Annotated in this window: 12 protein-coding genes; 8 read left to right on the forward strand and 4 right to left on the reverse strand. The window is 47.4% G+C overall.

What is annotated here, in order from left to right; genetic code table 11:
* The first annotated feature begins 102 nt into the window (after positions 1-102).
* From abc-f to BMZ54_RS13115, 8 genes are all read left to right on the forward strand, one after another.
* The gene (abc-f, locus tag BMZ54_RS13080) at positions 103-2,085 is read left to right on the forward strand and encodes a ribosomal protection-like ABC-F family protein (RefSeq protein WP_089911725.1); all 1,983 of its coding nucleotides are present in this window, start codon (positions 103-105) and stop codon (positions 2,083-2,085) included.
* 316 nt (positions 2,086-2,401) lie between these two features.
* Positions 2,402-3,088, forward strand: a complete 687-nt coding sequence (locus BMZ54_RS13085; RefSeq protein WP_089911728.1) for a response regulator transcription factor — start codon at positions 2,402-2,404, stop codon at positions 3,086-3,088.
* 112 nt (positions 3,089-3,200) lie between these two features.
* Positions 3,201-4,565, forward strand: coding sequence for a sensor histidine kinase (locus tag BMZ54_RS13090; protein WP_089911732.1), 1,365 nt, complete (start codon positions 3,201-3,203; stop codon positions 4,563-4,565).
* Between the two features lie 350 nt (positions 4,566-4,915).
* A complete protein-coding gene (locus BMZ54_RS13095; RefSeq protein ID WP_089911735.1) occupies positions 4,916-6,187 on the forward strand; it encodes a TolC family protein in 1,272 nt (423 codons plus the stop codon).
* Between the two features lie 126 nt (positions 6,188-6,313).
* On the forward strand, positions 6,314-7,417 hold the full coding sequence (locus tag BMZ54_RS13100; RefSeq protein WP_202909223.1) for an efflux RND transporter periplasmic adaptor subunit: 1,104 nt from the start codon (positions 6,314-6,316) through the stop codon (positions 7,415-7,417).
* Between the two features lie 96 nt (positions 7,418-7,513).
* Positions 7,514-10,612: an efflux RND transporter permease subunit gene (locus BMZ54_RS13105; RefSeq protein WP_089911738.1), complete on the forward strand. Its 3,099-nt coding sequence runs from the start codon at positions 7,514-7,516 to the stop codon at positions 10,610-10,612.
* A gap of 492 nt (positions 10,613-11,104) precedes the next feature.
* Positions 11,105-12,154 (forward strand): sensor histidine kinase, encoded by a 1,050-nt coding sequence (locus BMZ54_RS13110; protein WP_089911740.1) that lies wholly within the window; start codon positions 11,105-11,107, stop codon positions 12,152-12,154.
* Positions 12,151-12,867: a LytR/AlgR family response regulator transcription factor gene (locus BMZ54_RS13115; RefSeq protein ID WP_089911743.1), complete on the forward strand. Its 717-nt coding sequence runs from the start codon at positions 12,151-12,153 to the stop codon at positions 12,865-12,867. Before BMZ54_RS13110 ends, BMZ54_RS13115 begins: the two co-directional genes overlap by 4 nt.
* A gap of 140 nt (positions 12,868-13,007) precedes the next feature.
* On the opposite strand, the gene trhO is transcribed toward BMZ54_RS13115, so the two are convergent.
* The 4 genes from trhO to BMZ54_RS13135 all read right to left on the reverse strand — a co-directional run bounded on the left by trhO (position 13,008) and on the right by BMZ54_RS13135 (position 18,050).
* Complete coding sequence (gene trhO, locus BMZ54_RS13120) at positions 13,008-14,051, reverse strand: oxygen-dependent tRNA uridine(34) hydroxylase TrhO (protein WP_089911746.1); 1,044 nt, start codon at positions 14,049-14,051, stop codon at positions 13,008-13,010.
* A gap of 370 nt (positions 14,052-14,421) precedes the next feature.
* Positions 14,422-14,583, reverse strand: coding sequence for a hypothetical protein (locus tag BMZ54_RS32935; protein WP_156093014.1), 162 nt, complete (start codon positions 14,581-14,583; stop codon positions 14,422-14,424).
* A 559-nt stretch (positions 14,584-15,142) separates the two neighbouring features.
* Positions 15,143-17,662 carry a DUF5686 and carboxypeptidase regulatory-like domain-containing protein gene (locus BMZ54_RS13130; RefSeq protein WP_089911753.1) on the reverse strand — a complete coding sequence of 840 codons (2,520 nt, stop codon included), beginning with the start codon at positions 17,660-17,662 and terminating at the stop codon, positions 15,143-15,145.
* 19 nt (positions 17,663-17,681) lie between these two features.
* Entirely contained in the window at positions 17,682-18,050 is a 369-nt protein-coding gene (locus BMZ54_RS13135; protein ID WP_089911755.1) for a hypothetical protein, read from the reverse strand.
* Between the last annotated feature and the right edge of the window lie 214 nt (positions 18,051-18,264).

Consider the following 18,264-nt stretch of genomic DNA (forward strand, 5'->3'; position numbering starts at 1 on the left):
TACTTACCCAATGAACGACGCTATGGACTATGGACCATTGACCATGGACTATTAATTATTACCTTTGTGTGCTTTATTTAACATTTATATAGAATTGTTCATATGCTTCTCGCCCTACAGGACGTAACTTTTGAATTTGGTGCACGCATTATTGTTGAAGATGCCTCCTGGCATATTGTACCTGGTGACCGGGTAGGGCTGATAGGCCTGAACGGTACGGGGAAGTCTACCCTTCTGAGAATTATTAACGGTGAATACTCTGTTTCCAAAGGCAGTGTGAACAAGATCCGTAACCTGAGCCTCGGGTTCTTTAACCAGGACCTGCTGAGCTTTGAAACGGACGACTCCATCCTGTCTGTAGGCATGACTGCCTTTGACAAAGCCTTAGCGCTGGAAAAAGATATAGAACGTATTACCCACGAGCTGGAACATAACCAAACGGAGGCCCTGCTGCATGAGTTCTCCGACAAGCTGCATGAGTTTGAGGCGCTGGATGGTTATAACATGCGGCATAAAACAGCCCAGGTGCTGGAAGGCCTGGGTTTTAGCACGGCCGACCTGGAACGCCCCTATAGCGAGTTTTCCGGTGGCTGGCGCATGCGCGTGCTGCTGGCAAAGCTGATCCTGCAGCAGCCGGATGTGCTGATGCTGGATGAGCCCACGAACCACCTTGACCTTCCCTCCATTGAATGGCTGGAAAGATACCTGCAGAGCTATAACGGCGCGGTGATCATCGTATCGCACGACCGCTTTTTCCTGGACCGTATGGTGAACAAGATCGTAGAGCTGTACCAGCAGCAGCTGCACCACTATGCCGGTAACTATGAGGATTATGAGCGCGAAAAGGAAATGCGCCGGGAGTTACAGCAACGGTCGTACGAAAACCAGCAGGAATACATTCGCCAGCAGGAACGTTTTATTGAACGTTTTAAGGCCAAAGCCTCCAAGGCAGCCCAGGCGCAGAGCGCCATGAAACGGCTGGAAAAGCTGGACCGCCTGGAGCAGGTGGACGGTGGCCCTTCCAAAATACGCATCAACTTTACGGTAGATAAACAACCGGGTAAGATATTATGCACCCTGAACGATGTAAGTAAACACTTTGGCGATATTACTGTGCTGGATCATACCGGTGTGGAAGTTAACCGGGGCGATAAGATAGCCCTGATTGGCGCCAACGGTAAGGGAAAGTCTACCCTGCTGCGCATGATCGCCGGCACAGAACCCATGGAGGGCGAACGCATTCCCGGCCACAACGTAGTACAATCATTCTATGCCCAGCACCAGCTGGAATCATTACACCTTGACAGCGAAATACTGGAAGAGCTGAAAAATACCAGCAGCGGCCGTACAGAAATGGAGCTGCGCTCTTTGCTGGGCTGCTTCCTGTTCACGGGGGATGATGTGTATAAGAAGATCCGCATTCTTTCCGGTGGTGAAAAAGCGCGTGTGGCGCTGGCCAAAACCATCATCAGCCAGGCTAACTTTATGCTGCTGGATGAGCCCACGAACCACCTGGATATGAACTCCGTACAAATGCTGATAGATGCTTTGAATAAGTATGAAGGCAGCTTTTTACTCGTATCCCACGACCGTTATTTTGTAAGCGGCACTGCTAATAAGATCTGGGAAATTGTGGACGGGAAGATCAAGGAATTTAAAGGTACCTATGCGGAATATGAAGACTGGAAGAAACGGCAGGCTGCTGCTGCCGCACCCCCCAAACCGCCCAAAGGTGAGCGTGGCAAGAACCGCGGTAACAACAACAATAATAATACGCCGGAACCCACTGCAGTAAAGGAAATACCGGCGGCAAGCGCCCCGGTAAAAGGCACCCCTATTAATAAGGAAGCGCAAAAGGAGCTGCAAAAACACCAGCGCCAGTTCCAGCAGCTGGAAGGCGAGCTGGCCCGTCTGAAAGAAAAGAAACAACAGCTGGAAGCCAGCCTGGGTAACCCGGATATTTATGGGGATAAAGGCAAGTTCCAGCAGATAGAAGCGGAATACAAACAGGTAACACAAGACCTGGAAAAAGCGAATAAGCAGTATGAAGAAGTGTTTGAGAAGATCATGGAGCTGGAGGGGTAGAATAGAATTACGAATTATTCAATTACGACCCCGCCCAAGCGGTGCATAGCCTGCCCCGTCCAGCGGGGAATGCCATTGAAAATAATTATGATGTGAGTAATTACGAATTGAGTAGTGCGTGTGGAAGGTATCCGGAGCATGTGTGAATTAGTGATTGCGGATGTTAAGCATGCAAGGGCTGTGTCGCAAAAATAATTATTGTTTATTATAGTGCTTCATAAGTGAATTGCGTCATTTGTAATTGATCATTCATAGCTAAGCTTATCGTATCATTTCATAACGAACAACATCATTCGTAATTGACAATTCGTAATTAATGCAAAAGATCCTGGTTGTAGAAGATGAAGTTAAGGTAGCCAATGCCGTTAAAAAAGGCCTGGAGGAGAATGGTTTTGATGTAGATGTAGCCTATGACGGCCGTATGGGCAAAAGCCTGGCATCCAGCAACAGCTACGACCTGGTGATACTGGACCTGAACCTGCCACATAGCAATGGTTATGAAGTATGTGAAGTGATCCGCCATAAGAACAACCGTGTACCCATTATTATGCTTACAGCGCTGGGCGGCATGGACGATAAAATGCAGGCCTTTGAGCTGGGCGCTGATGATTACCTGGTAAAACCCTTTGACTTCCGGGAGCTGCTGGCCCGCATCCGCGTATTCCTGAAACGCGCGGGCTCCGATGTACAGCAAAGCACTTTATATAAGATCGTTATCGGCGACCTGGAAATTGACCGCGAAAAGAAAGAAGTAACCCGCAGCGGTAAAAAGATCGCCCTTACCGCCAAAGAATATCAGCTGTTGGAGTTCCTGGCCCTGCACAAAGGCAAGGTGATCTCCAAACTCACTATCGCGGAAAAAGTGTGGGATATTGACTTTGATACCGGCACCAATGTGATAGAGGTGTACATGAACTTCCTGCGTAAAAAGATAGACAAGGATTTTGAGAATAAGCTGCTGCATACCAAGACGGGAATGGGATATTATCTGGCGGAGGAGTAATCAGAATTACGAATTGTCAATTACGAATTACGAATTAAATGCAGGGGAGATCGATTTGTATTGATTATAGGAAGTGTGAATAGCCTGTTGCATTTTATCTGCATATTTACGCATGAAGATCAAATACAAAATAGCGCTCTATTATGCCTTATCGGCCACGGTGCTGCTGATATCCTTTGCCAGCCTTGCGTATTATTTTTCTGCACAATCGCGCAAGGCGGAGTACCTGGAACGCCTGGAATACCGCGCCCGCTCTATTGCCAACGTAATTATTGAAGAAGATAAAGTAAAGGTGGACCTGCTGCGCAAGCTGGATAAAACCACTTTCCAGGACCTGTACCAGGAAACCATTTTAGTATACAGCCCCAATTACGACCTCTTATACTCCAACCTGAAAGATACTACCATCCGCACCCTGCGCAGCCGCCTTGATTATATTAAACGCAACGGCACCTATAATTACGAAAAAGCCAACGATGAGGTGGTAGGCGTATATTATACGGAAGGTAAGATCTCTGTGATCGTGATCGTATCCTCCCTGGATAAATACGGTTTCCAGAACCTGCAGAACCTGAAACGCATCCTGCTTATTGAGCTGGCCGTGGCAGCCGTGCTGCTGATCGTGATCGGGTATTTCTTCTCGCGCAAAATGGTGGAGCCTATTGATAAGCTGGTGCAGCAAATGGATACTATTAATGCCAACAACCTGCAGGATACCAAGGTAGTAGTACGGGGACGGGATGAGATTGCGCAGCTGGGCAGCAACTTTAACACCATGCTGCAGCGCCTGAGCACTTCCTTTGATCTGCAAAAGAGCTTTGTAAGCAATGCTTCCCACGAGCTGCGTACTCCCCTGGCCTCTATTATCAGCCAGCTGCAGGTAACCTTGTCTAAAGAAAGAAATAAGGAAGATTATGCCAGTGTGCTCAGCTCTGTGCTGGAAGATGCGGAAAACCTCTCCGACCTTACCAATGGCCTGTTACAGATGGCACAATCGGAGCTGAACGAGCAACGTTTTTCCTTTTATGAAGTACGGATAGATGAGCTGCTGCTGGAAATGGGCAACCTTATTAAGCTCAAGCATAATGGCAGGGTGGATATACAGTTTGAAAACCTGCCGGAGCTGGATACCCAGCTTACCTGTAATGGCAATGAAATACTATTGAAGATCCTGTTCCTGAACCTGGTGGATAATGCCTGTAAGTTCTCAACGGATAATACCGCCTATGTGATCATTGATTTCCAAACCCACTACATACAGATCCAGATCCGGGACAATGGCATGGGCATACCCGCCGATGAGCTGAATAAGGTTTTTGAACCTTTTTACCGTGGTCAAAATGCCCTGCAAACCCGCGGCCATGGCCTGGGATTATCTATCTGCAAAAAGATAGTACAGCTGCATAAAGGACATATTTCTGTAAGTTCTGTACTTAATAAAGGAACTGTTTTCACAGTATTGCTACCGCACATTTGAGTGCCTTCGGCCGCTCAAATGTGCGGTAGCAGTCCATGGTCAATAGTCGATGGTCCATAGCCTACTGCGTATAAATTCTACTTCGTGATATGCAAGTCAGTCCACGGTCCACAGACTACGGTCCACGGCCTTGTACGTATTGTAACCTTGCGTGTATACTCACTACTTCATCACCATTATATACTACTCCTGCGCACTATGCCGTGGACCATGGACTGTGGACCATGGACGAACTTAAAATTGGTGCGGCCCATAGGGCCGCATCAATTTTAAGTTCTTTTTAATCCCCCTTAAAGGCCCCTTTAATTCCTCTTTCAGAGCTTTGTACTCGAAATTGAGATGGAACTTATATGCAAAAGAAGCTCGGGATCATAACAATAGCCTTGTTCATCATCGCACTTAAAAGCTCGGCGCAAAGTATACAGCCCATTACTTTACAGGAAGCAGAAGATACTTTCCTTAACCGGAACTACCAGTTGCTGGCGCAACGTTACCGGGTTGATGCCGACAAGGCGCAGATCCAGCAGGCGCGTTTATGGAGCAATCCTTCCTTTAGCGCCACCTGGGGATTTGGTACTACCAATAAGATACAGCCTTTTTATGGCGGCAACGGCGGGGAAACAGCCTACAGCGTAGATCAGCTGATCACCCTTGCGGGTAAACGAAACAAACAGGTACAGCTGGCCTCCCTGAATGCCGCTACCACACAGGCTGAGTTCTTTGAACTGATGCGAACTTTACGCCTGCAGCTAAGAGGTAATTATTATCAGCTCTACTTCCTGCAGGAAACAGAAAAGATCTTACAGGAACAACTTTCCAACTTACAGAAAATAGTGGATGCCTATACAGAAGCAGATCAGAAAGGAAGCGTGGCCCATGCCGATGTCATACGGCTGCGGGCTTTACAGGTAGGCCTCACAAATGATTATACCGATCTTAAACAACAGGAGCTCAGCTCACAGCTAAACCTACAACAGTTACTAGGGAACAATGAACAGTATGCACCGCAGGTGGATACGGACGGTCTCGCGTACTATAACCTACAAGGTTATACGCTGCCTGCCCTTATAGACACCGCAATGCTAAACCGGCCTGACCTGCGGGTTGCTCAACAGCAACTGCAGCAGGCGCAGGTGAACTACAGCCTGCAAAAAGCACTGGCAGTACCGGACCTGCATGTAGGCGCTACCTACGATAAGAATGGTAGCTATGCACCCAATTTTGTAGGGCTTACCCTGGGTATAGACCTCCCCTTCTGGAACCGCAACCAGGGCAACATACGCTCTGCAAGCAACCAGGTAAAGGTACAGGAGCAAACGCTGGCCCAGGGCAATAACATCATCAGCACCGAAGTACAGCAGGCGGTACAAAAGATAAACCTGATGGACAAACAATACCAGATGCTGGACTTTAAGCGCTTTGGACTGGAATATAATAAGCTGATCTCTGAAGTAGCGCAGAACTTCCGCAAGGGTAATATTTCCCTGCTGCAGTTCATCGATTATTTCAACAGCTACAGCGATAATGTGAAGAATACCAATAAGCTTATCCTAGACCGTATTACGGCCTATGAGGAGCTGAATTATGCAACAGGTACGGAGTTATTTAACAAGACGAAATAAGAGGAACCTAAAGTAAGATGTAAGATGTAGGAAGCAGGATGTAGAACGTAGGAATACCAGATTGGCAATAGACGGCAGACATCCTGCTTCCTACCTCCTGCTCCGGGATCATTAATCAACTGATAAATGAAGAAGAACAAGATGAACCGCATTTTAAGCCTGGCCCTGTTAGTACTGGGCGCTGCCTGGTGGAGTAGCTGTAAGCATATCCAGGCAGAGGATACTGAAAAAGAAACATTTGTGCTTAGCGATACCATGTTGCAAAGCATTCATATAGATACAGCAGGCATAAAACCCGTGCAGAGTGAGCTGCGTTTGTCCGGCAAGGTATCTCCGGATGTGGGTAAGGTGCTGAAAGTATATCCCCTGGTGAGTGGTTTTGTAAAAGATATTAAAGTGCAGCTGGGCGATTTTGTGCAGAAAGGACAGATCCTGGCCGTGATACAGAGTGGTGAGATCGCCGATTATGAAAAGCAGATGGCAGAAGCAAAGTCTGACCTGGCCGTAGCGGAAAAAGGGCTGAAAGTAGCGCAGGACCTGTATAGCAGCCAGCTAAGCACAGAGAAAGATGTGGTGAATGCACAGGGCGAGCTGGATAAGGCACGCGCAGAAGTGAACCGCCTGAATGACCTGTTTAAAATTTACCGCCGCGGCGCAGGCTCCACCTACCTGGTAACTGCTCCTATCTCCGGTTATGTGATTGAAAAGAACATCAACAATAACATGGAGATCCGGACAGATAATAACCAGAACATCTTCACCGTATCTGAGCTGAACGATGTATGGGTAATGGCCAATGTATTTGAAACAGATATTGCCCGTGTGAAAGAAGGTTATGACGCAGACATCGTAACCATCAGCTACCCGGATACGGTGTTCCATGGCAAGGTAGACAAGATCTACAACTTCCTGGACCCGGCCACCAAGACCATGCAGATCCGTATTAAGCTGAATAATAAGGATATGCAGCTGAAGCCGGAAATGTTTGCCACAGTTACCCTGCATTACAATGAGGGAGATAATATGATAGCCGTGCCTACATCCTCATTAATATTTGACCGCAGCAAGAATTATGTGCTGGTGTTTAAAGATAAATACAACATCCAGGTACGTGAGGTAGAACCTTATAAAACAGCCGGCGGGCTGGCATATTTAAGCAAGGGGCTAAACCCGGGCGAGCAGGTGATCTCCCGGAATCAATTGCTGATCTATAACGCGCTGAACGACTAGCTTTTAGCCTTTAGCTATTAGCTAAAAGCGAAGGCAATGGCTAAAAGCCAATAGCTAACAGCTAACAGCTAAAGGCTAGCTTAAAGAATCAATAGCATGAACAAATTCATCAGGAACATCGTAGGTTTTTCGCTCAAGAATAAACTGTTCGTTTTTATAGCAACATTAACGCTGGTAATATCAGGCATTGTGGCCTTTGTGCACACGCCTATAGAAGCGTTCCCGGATGTAACCAATACGCAGATCATCATTGTTACCAAATGGAACGGCCGCAGTGCGCAGGAAGTAGAGCGTTTTGTAACGCTGCCCGTAGAAGTGGCCATGAATGCGGTGCAGAAGAAAACCAGTGTACGCTCTGTAACCATGTTCGGCCTGTCTGTTGTAAAGATCATTTTTGATGATGATGTGGAAGATTTCTTTGCACGGCAACAGGTGAATAATATGCTGCAAAGTGTATCCCTGCCGGAAGGCGCCGACCCGGAGATACAACCTCCCTACGGCCCTACAGGCGAAATATTCCGCTATTACCTGAAAAGTGACCACCGCAATTCACGCGACCTGCTCACTTATCAGAACTGGATCATAGACCGGCAGCTGCGCAGCGTACCTGGGGTGGCAGATATTGTGGCCTTTGGCGGGCAGGATAAGATCTATGAGATCACGGCGGACCCGGTTCGTTTAGCCAAGTACGATATAACCCCGCTGGAACTATACCAGGCGGTTACGAAAAGCAATATCAACGTAGGCGGCGATGTGATAGAGAAGAACGGGCAGGCCTATGTAGTAAGAGGCATTGGCCTGCTGAACAGCATACCAGATATAGAGAATATAATATTAGACAATATTAACGGAACACCACTGCTGGTAAAGAATGTGGCCACAGTGCGCGAATCCTCCCTGCCGCGTGTAGGACAGGTAGGATTAGATAAGCAGGACGACCTGGTGGAAGGGATTGTGGTCATGCGCAAAGGAGAGAATCCCACAGAGGTATTAGCCCGGCTGAAGGACAAAATCAAGGAGTTGAACGAGACTATCTTGCCCAATGACATCAAGATGGCTACCTTTTACGACCGGGATAACCTCATGGAGTTTTGTACGCATACCGTGATGCATAACCTTGTGGAGGGGATCCTGTTCGTAACGGTAATTGTGTTTGTTTTCATGGCGGATTGGCGTACTACCGTTACCGTGTCCATCATTATTCCGCTGGCACTGCTGTTTGCCTTCCTGTGTTTGCGCCTGAAGGGCATGACTGCCAACCTGATCTCCATGGGCGCCATTGACTTTGGTATTATCATAGATGGTGCGGTGGTGATGGTGGAAGGCATTTTTGTGATGCTGGACCATAAGGCGAAACATTATGGCATGGAGCGCTTTAACAAGCTGGCCAAAATGGGCTGGATCAAGCAAACCGGCGGGGAGCTGGCCAAAGCCATCTTCTTCTCTAAACTCATCATCATCATTTCCCTGATACCCATCTTCTCTTTCCAGAAAGTGGAAGGAAAAATGTTCTCGCCGCTGGCGTGGACGCTGGGATTTGCCTTACTGGGCGCGCTGTTATTCACGCTTACCCTGGTGCCGGTGCTCAGCTCCATTTTGCTGAATAAGAATGTGAAGGAGAAGCACAACCCGGTGGTGATCTTCTTTGACAGGATCGTGATGAAAGGCTTTAAATGGACTTATGGCCATAAACGCCTTAGCCTGGTGCTGGCCTTTAGCTTTATGCTGGTGACCTTTTTCTCTGCCCGCTGGATGGGTACGGAGTTCCTGCCACAGCTGAACGAAGGTTCCCTGTGGGTTACTACGGAGCTGCCTATGAGCATGTCGCTCACGGAAAGTGTAAGAATGGCGCACGCCATCCGCCAGGACCTGGGCGGTTTCCCGGAAGTAAAACGGGTATTGTCACAGGTAGGCCGCTCCAACGATGGTACGGATCCTAACGGATTTTACTTTGTACAGTACCAGGTTGACCTGGCTGATAAAAAGGAGTGGAAACGCAAGATCACGCAGGATGAGCTGATCGGGCAGATGGAAAAACGGCTGAAGAAATACCCCGGTATTATCCTCAACTTCTCCCAGCCCATTAGTGATAACGTATCGGAGGCTGTGGCTGGTTTTAAAGCCGCCAATGGTGTGAAGATCTATGGCGATGACCTGGAAAAGCTGGAAAGCCTTTCCCAGCAGGTGATAGCGCAGCTGAAAAATGTGCAGGGCATCCGCGATCTGGGTGTGATCCGCAACATTGGCCAGCCTGAAATGAGCATTAACCTGAACGACAACAAGATGGCGCTGTATGGCGTAAATACTGCCGATGCGCAGGCGGTGATAGAAATGGCAATAGGCGGGAAAACCGCTACACAGCTCTATGAAGGGGAAAAGAAATTCGACATCCGCATACGGTACGATGCCAACTACCGTACTACGGAAGAAGAGCTGCAGAACCTGATGGTGCCTACGCAAAGCGGCAATAAGGTACCGCTGAAAGAGATTGCTGCCATTACTACTATCACCGGACCGGCCTTTATATACCGGGATGGTAACAAGCGGTTCATCGGCATCAAGTTCTCTGTACGCGACCGTGACCTGGGCAGCACTATTGCAGATGCACAGAATAAGGTGAATGCTGCGGTGAAGCTGCCAAAGGGCTACAGTGTAGGCTGGACGGGCGAGTTTGAGAACCAGGTACGGGCCACCAACCGTTTGGCGCAGGTGGTACCGGTAAGTATCGTTGCCATTTTCGTGGTGCTGTTTATTATGCTGGGGAGTGTGAAAGATGCAGGCCTGATATTGCTGAACGTACCCTTTGCCCTGATAGGCGGTATACTGGCTATTCACGTTACGGGTATCAACTTCGGGATCTCTGCGGGGGTAGGTTTCATTGCGCTGTTCGGCATCTGTATACAGAATGGGGTGATCCTGATATCGGTGTTCCATAAGAACCTGCTGGCAGGCATACCGCTGAACGAGGCCATACGGCTGGGAGTAGAATCGCGGGTACGCCCGGTGGTAATGACGGCCATGATGGCGGCTATTGGTTTGATACCGGCAGCCATCTCCCATGGCGTAGGCTCTGAAACACAGAAACCACTGGCCATTATTGTAATTGGTGGTTTGATCACCGCTACGGTACTAACCCTGCTGGTATTCCCCATCATATTCTATGGGGCGTATAAGAGCAAAAATGATGTTTTATAAAAGTTATGCAGGCAAGCTGCCGGTGATCAGTGAGGGGAAGCGAAAGTGGACCCGGTTAAAAATGCACAAGGGAAACTACTGATTGCCGGCGGCTTGCTACTTAAAAATATTGACTGGTTTTAGTTCGCATATAGGTTGATAGAATGGACATGCAAATGCAGCTCTCGAAGAGATGGATCTTCCTGAACTGGTTTCATGCTCAATTACTCCGCCCGGCCTTAGAAGAAACAACGCTGGGCGGATTCTTTTTAATTACGAATTATTTAATTACGAATTACGAATTGAGTACTGCGGATTGCAGTACTTCGGGCCTGGAAGGGCTTTTCGGATTCATGATTGATAATTCGTAATTTTATTTATAGGGGTGCCTTTGGTCAAGGAAAATCTGCAGGATGTGTAAATATGAGGATTGGCTGTGGTTTAACAGCTAAATTGCTTTAAGCGAATAGGTTGCCGCGTGGTAAACTTAATTCGTAATTAAATAATTCGTAATTGAATTTGGCAATCCGTAATTCCATACTGTTCTCCCGTTATAAACTTCACCATGTACTCTGGTGGCTGGGCTTCTTTGCGGTATGGGTGCTGCTGCGGATAGATGATTACCCTGCCTTGCCGGCTACTATCCGGGCTGGCGTGTTAAAGGTTACTACGCTGGCAGGCGCTGTATATTTTACCAATTATGTGCTGATACCCCGCTTATTGTATAAACAGCGGTACGCCGCCTTCCTGGCTGCTTTTACAGCCTTAATAGGCGCTACCGGCTGGCTGGTGATACAGCTGCTGAACCTTGTATTACAACCCTACGCCGCGCTGATCACCCAATGGCCTAATGCAACCTGGAACCGGCAGCTGTATGATGTATATATTCCCCTGTTCTTTATGGTGGGCGCTATTGTGGGGGTGCAATTCTATATTGACCGGCTGAAAACGCAGCACCGTTTACAAAGTGCGCTGCGGGCCAGCGCAGAGCAGGAGCTGCAGTACCTGAAAGCACAGATCAACCCGCATGCATTATTCAACTCCCTGAATGCGGTGTATTTCCTGATAGATAAAGAGAACAAAGCTGCGCGGGATATGCTGATGCAGTTTGCAGACCTGCTGCGGTACCAGCTGTACGACTGTAATACAGATGCCATCCCCATTGAAAAGGAAGCTAAATATGTAGCAAATTATATAGCCATACAGCAAATGCGGCATAATGATAACTGCGAGGTTTCTTTTTACTGCGATCCTGCCATGCAGCATTTCAGCATTGCGCCGCTGCTGCTGATCCCTTTTGTGGAGAATGCCTTTAAACATGTATCGGCACACGTACAGGCGCCCAATAAAGTGGCCATCCGCTTACAGCGGCAAAATGGCTGCCTGCAGCTGCAAACCTATAATACACGGGAAGTATTGCCGTTTGAAAACGGCGCCCGTAAAGGTATTGGGCTGGCTAATGTAAAACGCCGGCTGGAATTATTGTACCCGGAAAAACATACCTTACAGATCCAGGAAACCGATCAGTCCTTTGAGGTAACCTTAAACATCCGCATTACATGAAGCTGCACTGCATGATAGTAGATGATGAACCCATGGCCCGCAAAGGCCTGCAGGAATACTGCGCAGAAGTTGATTTCCTGGACCCGGTAACTGTGTGCGACAGCCCGGTAAAAGCCATTACCCTGCTGCAAACACAAGCGGTACAATTACTTTTCCTGGATATACAAATGCCCCGTATTAACGGGCTGGATCTGCTTCGTTCTTTACCGCAGCCACCGCTGGTAATATTTACCACTGCCTACCCGGAATATGCCTTGCAGGGCTTTGAGCTGAATGTAATTGATTACCTGTTAAAGCCGGTGGCCTTTGAGCGTTTTATGAAAGCAGTGTCAAAAGCACGATCGTACTACGAGCTGCTGCAACGCCCTGCCACAGCGGAAGAAGCTCCCTCCTACTTCTTTATTAAATGTGATAATGGTTTAGAGCGTATATGCTTTAACGATATACTATATGCAGAAGCTTTACAGAACTACGTGGTGCTGCATACCGTGCAGCGCAGGTATGTTACCTATCTTACATTTAAAGCAGTGGAGGATTATTTACCCGAACAGCAGTTCCTGCGGGTGCATAAATCTTACATTGTGGCGCTGTCAAAAATAGAGCGGATCATTGGGAATGATATTATGATAGGGGCGCAGAATATCCCTGTGAGCCGGCATTTGAAAGATGGGGTGATGGAGAGGATCTTGAAGGACAAATATCTTAAAAGGTAATTACGAATTATCAATTACGAATTACGAATTGAATGCAGCGAATGAAGATGTTGTGTTCAAATATGAATTACAATAAACAAATATCGTCATTAACAAAACACAACCCATTCGTAATTCGTAATTGACAATTCGTAATTACATCAGTATCTGTCTCTGTCGCCAAGGCGGGGACGCAGGCGCTCCCTGGATTTGTTGAAGATCATTTGTCCTTTATCAATGCCTTTGCGCATTTCCTGCTGTGCATCGGCGGGCAGCTGTACAATTGAGTAACATTCTTCACTGCAGCAGCCATCGTAGTGTGCGGCGCATCTGTCGCACTGGATGAACAGCAGATGGCAGCCATCATTTTTGCAGTTGGTATGTGTGTCACAGGGACGCCCGCACTGGTGGCAGTGGCTAATCACGTCCTCTGTGATCCGCTCCCCCAGGCGTTCATCGAATACAAAGTTCTTGCCTTTGAATTTATTGGTAATGCCCTGTTGGCGTACCTTGTTAGCGTATTCAATGATACCGCCTTCAAGGTGGTATACATTTTTAAAACCATTATGCAGTAAGTAGGCCGATGCTTTTTCGCAGCGGATACCGCCGGTGCAGTACATGACAATAGGCTGGTCTTTTTTGTCTTTCAGCATATCTACTGCCATGGGCAGCTGTTCGCGGAAGGTATCGGAGGGTACTTCTATGGCGCCGTCAAAATGTCCTACTTCGTATTCGTAGTGGTTGCGCATGTCTACGATGATGGTATCCGGGTTAGCGGTTAGCTCGTTAAATGCTGCTGCATCCAGGTACTGGCCTTTATTGTCCATGTCAAAGGCAGGATCGGTAATGCCGTCTGCCACGATCTTGGGGCGCACTTTTATGCGCAGCACCCAGAAGGATTTGCCGTCATCATCTACTGCAATGTTTAACCGGATGCCGTTGAGGAAAGGAATAGAATACAGGTAGTTACGGAGCGCCTCAAAGTTATGCTCCGGCACATTGATCTGGGCATTGATGCCTTCATGTGCTACATAAATACGTCCAAATACCTGGATTTCTGAAAGGGCCTGATAGATCTCATCTCTGAAGGCCTGTGGATCAACGATCTTTGCGTACTGGTAAAAGGAGATGGTTGTTCTTTTAAACGTTTCTGCTGCCAAACGCTGTTTCAGCTCGTCTGCAGACACCCTGTTGTGTAATGCCATAAATAAACTCTCGAAATTTTAAGGACCAACGCCGGTGGAACAAAATTTCATTTTAATTTAAATGGAAAGCCGGTGCTTTTCGGGCAACAAAGATACAATTTTTAATTACGAATTAGTCAATTACGAATTACGAATTAAAATGCAACGGAACCAGGAAAGGGGTGATTATGAATATGATTAGAACGAGTAAAGCAGAAATACGAAGAACATATGGGGAAGAATTAAGAATTATCAATTAGGAATGCATAGGTAGATGGTCTTCAAAACCAGGTGATCCATTCGTAATTATTCATATCATAATTACTTTCAATGGCATTCATGAACGCTTCGCGTTTCGTAATTGACTAATTCGTAATTCATAATTACCCCTTCACCGCCAGGTTTGCAACAATGAAAGCAACAGGTAAGCGGCGGAGCTGATCATACATAGGTATCCTGCAAAACCAAGGGTCAGGGATTCCTGGATATAGGCCCATTCATAGCTTTTTGCTAAAGATGCAATGGCAGCCAGTAACATACCTACAATAAACATTATTAATGCAATCTTTTTCCGGCGGAGCTGCTTTAATTTTTTGTTCCGGGGAAACGGACTGTGGCTGCGACGATACACAGCTTGGGGAATAAATGAAGTAAAATTCTGTTTCATAAGGGGCGTATTTCGGGTTAATGCTGAGTAGCTTATGACGTTTCACAATGACGCCTCAAAATTAACACATTGGTGTTAGCAAAACAAGTCCACACTCCGGCTTTTTTGGGGTAATTTTTCCCACGGTGGCCTGACAGTTATGCAGTGCCATCTCCCTAACGCCCTTTCTATTAAGTATTTGATAATGACCAGCTTGATGAAACACCCCCTGCTTTGGCATTCTTTTTGAATTATTGGTTTTCAACAAGCAAAACTGGTGTAACCCAAAAATGTTAATTTTTATGAGTACAATTCTTCTTTCGATCTTTTACTTCATTATAGCTTTTTTAGCTTATCGCGTTCTTGCGTTCTTTTATGATGACAGCAAAGAAGTGAGCAAAAGGAAAATGAGTAAAAACTAAAAAAGCAGAAAAGCAAAGAGTATCATGCTCTTTGCTTTTTTTCTTTATCTGCGTCTGAACAGGGCGCCGCCCAATAATCCTCCGAAGCCGGCCCGCACCCCGATGCGTGTAGCATCTTTACTCTGGTAGCCGGCTATTACATCTACCCTTATCAGCTTAAAGATATTCTCCAGCCCCGCAAATACTTCCACATAATTATTATCACTGTTAATGTAAAATGCGTTGGCACCTGCTACCAGGTTCCATTTTAAACGGTTCAGCAGGGGGATCTTGTTGGTGAGCAGGCCGTTGAAATGATGTTCCAGGTTTAGCGTGGTATAAAAAGAGGCTATGTTGCTGTACTTATAATAGGGCGCCAGCTGAAAGCTGTTGAGGTAGCGGATGTTGTAGAACGTTTGGTTACCATTAAAGTGCGTGTAATCCGGTATGCCTACCTCCTTACTGTTCAGGAAACCACCGGCCGCCAGGCGGTAACGCAGCTCGCCAAACAGCTTAAAGTTCATGTTGTCCGATACCTGGGCATTCCATTTATCGTAATCCACATCGCTGCCTGCCCAGCCATGAATGCCTTTTGTATAGCCTACCTCAAACCGTGGGTATTTCGCGCCAATGGCTACTTTACGGTCGGGCAGCTCAATGTACCGCTGACCGGGCTGGAAGCTGAAGTTCAGGTTCATGATCAGCGCCTGGTGGCGTACAAAAGGCACATCTGCCAGCTCATAGGGATGATTGGGCAGGAAGGCTTTACTGCTGTTCTTAAATACTACAAAGTCTGTGGTATTTTCCAGCGGAATACGATCCTCATACAAAAATCCTACATCTACAGCGGCATTACTTTCAAAGTTGCGGCGGAAAGAGAAGCTGCCGAACCAGTTCTCGTACAGCTTCATATAATTCTCTTTCAGCAATAAGGTATACACTTCGTTGGTAAGCGGGTCAATGGGCTCCTGTTTGTTGAACTGGGATACGCGTTTACCGCCGGCTGCCTTCCAGGTGTTACTGCCATAACGGTGGTTAAGGCGCGATTCCTGGTCCCAGGTAATTTCCGTATAGCCGTTCAGGTGGGTATTGCTGAAGCCATAGCGCAGGAAGGGTGCGATCTTTAATTCCTGGTCCTTTGGAAGGTCCAGGGTAAGACTGGGCTCTACGCTCAGCACCAGCCCTTCTACCGTGTTATATTCCAGCTGTGTAAGCAGTGGGCGCATGGCCAGCTGGTGGTAAGGCAAAGCGCTATCGCGGCGGAAATAATAGTTATGTTTTACACCGCCCCAGAAGAACTGCTGCAGCTTAACGGGCGGCTGGTGCTTACGCAGTGAATCCAGGTGATGGGCTGATACTGCGCTGTCGCGCCGTGCCTGTGCGGCGCTGTCCTTTTCATGAAAATCCTTTACTTCCTCCTTTTCCAGCGGCACGGGGCGAATGCTGTCCCAGTAAGCGATCTTCTTATCGTTAAAAGCGGTATCGTATTTCATCAGCACATTGTTGAAATACTTAGGCGGAAAGTTGGGATGAATATCGTAGTTGGAGTATACGTTCACAAAGTTGCCGATCATATCAAACCCGAACTGTTTCAGGGAAATGGTGATGAGCTGATCTTTCATGCGCCACACGGCGGAATCTACGGGTACATGCGTTTGGCGGATCTGCAGCGTATCCATCAGCTCCAGCTGGTAATCGCGGGTTAATAACAGGTTGGCGCTGTGAATGCGCCAGTTATCATCTGTAATAAAAATATACCCGGAAAACAACGGTTCAAATTTACGTTTAGGGATCACCTGGATCTTGTTCACCGTATAACCATCTTCGGTGAACACGCCTTCCAGGTGATATTTATAGTAGGCCAGCGCATTATCTGCAATGGGTGAAATATACCCGCGGGGACTGAACTGTGTAATAACCGCAGATACGTTATTATCGTAGAAATTGATATAGGCCGGGAAGCTGAAACCAAAGCCCCCACCGCTTTGGCGGGAGGATAATACCTGCAGCTTCACCTTATCCGGCCGCTTAACCGATAGCTTCGTGAGCGATTCTGAAAGGAACACAATGCCCCTGCCGGTAGAGTCTACGCCAATGTCCTGCTTATCTACCTTTTGCCCTAAGAACCTTTCCGGTACATTACGCAGCTTAAACATTCCCTTGATATAGGTATTACAGGTGAACTCCTGTACTTGCTGCTGATAGAACGGTCTTTTTTTGATGGCCTGCCGGATAATGGCGTAGGCCGGATCTTCGCCGTTGCCTTTTACGATCACTTCGCGGATCTGCATGCTTACGGGCTGCAGCTGAAAATCCAGCTGCAGGGTACCTGCCAGCGTTACAGACTTCTCTGTTTTACGGTAACCTATATATTGACATACCACGGTATAGGCGCCATCCGGCAGCTCCAGGTGGTATTGGCCATCAGCATTGGTAGTAGTTCCCTGGGTAGTACCCTTTATGAACAGGGTGGCAAAAGGCAGGGCCTCTCCCCTTTCATTGGTGATACGGCCACGGATAATGCCTGCCTGACAATAGCAGGTAACACATAACAATATGGCAAAGGCGAGTAATGAACGAATCATTTAGACGAAATATGGTTAGTTATTTGGCTACAGCTACCGGCGGGCGCAAAGCTTTACGCAGCAGGCTGCCGGTTAAACCGCCCATACCGCCTACCAGGCCGCCGATGAAGGAGCTTACCACGCCTATTAGTATAGGGCTGCGCATTTGCAGGAAGATCAGGCTTACCCTGTTAGCCAGAATATGATCATTACGTACATCGCGGAAGAAAGCTAAGGCCAGCCATAAGAGGAATATGGAGATGAACCCATAAACAAACCCTTTGCCTGCAGACATAGGCATGATCAGGGCTACGAGGAAAGGGGCCAGTACTACGGACCACCAGTCCAGGAATAAACCGCCCGCATAGCTCAGGGCAACAATGAGGATTAGAGAGGCCAGGAATTTCATGACCGGAAATTATAGAAAATATTGTTATCTGAGAGGGGAATTGTTTTGAGCTGAAAGGATAAAGCAGAAAGCAAAAAGGGATTGGCCTTTGTTGCGGATCTAATTTTGGCTGGTTGCTGCGGTGCTTGGACCTTATGGTATCATTTTTTGCAGGCTCAATCCCGGCTTGCTTGTGTTGCATTTAACAGATTGCTCATTTTACGTTCTCATTTTT

Source organism: Chitinophaga rupis (assembly GCF_900109685.1).
GTDB lineage: Bacteria > Bacteroidota > Bacteroidia > Chitinophagales > Chitinophagaceae > Chitinophaga > Chitinophaga rupis.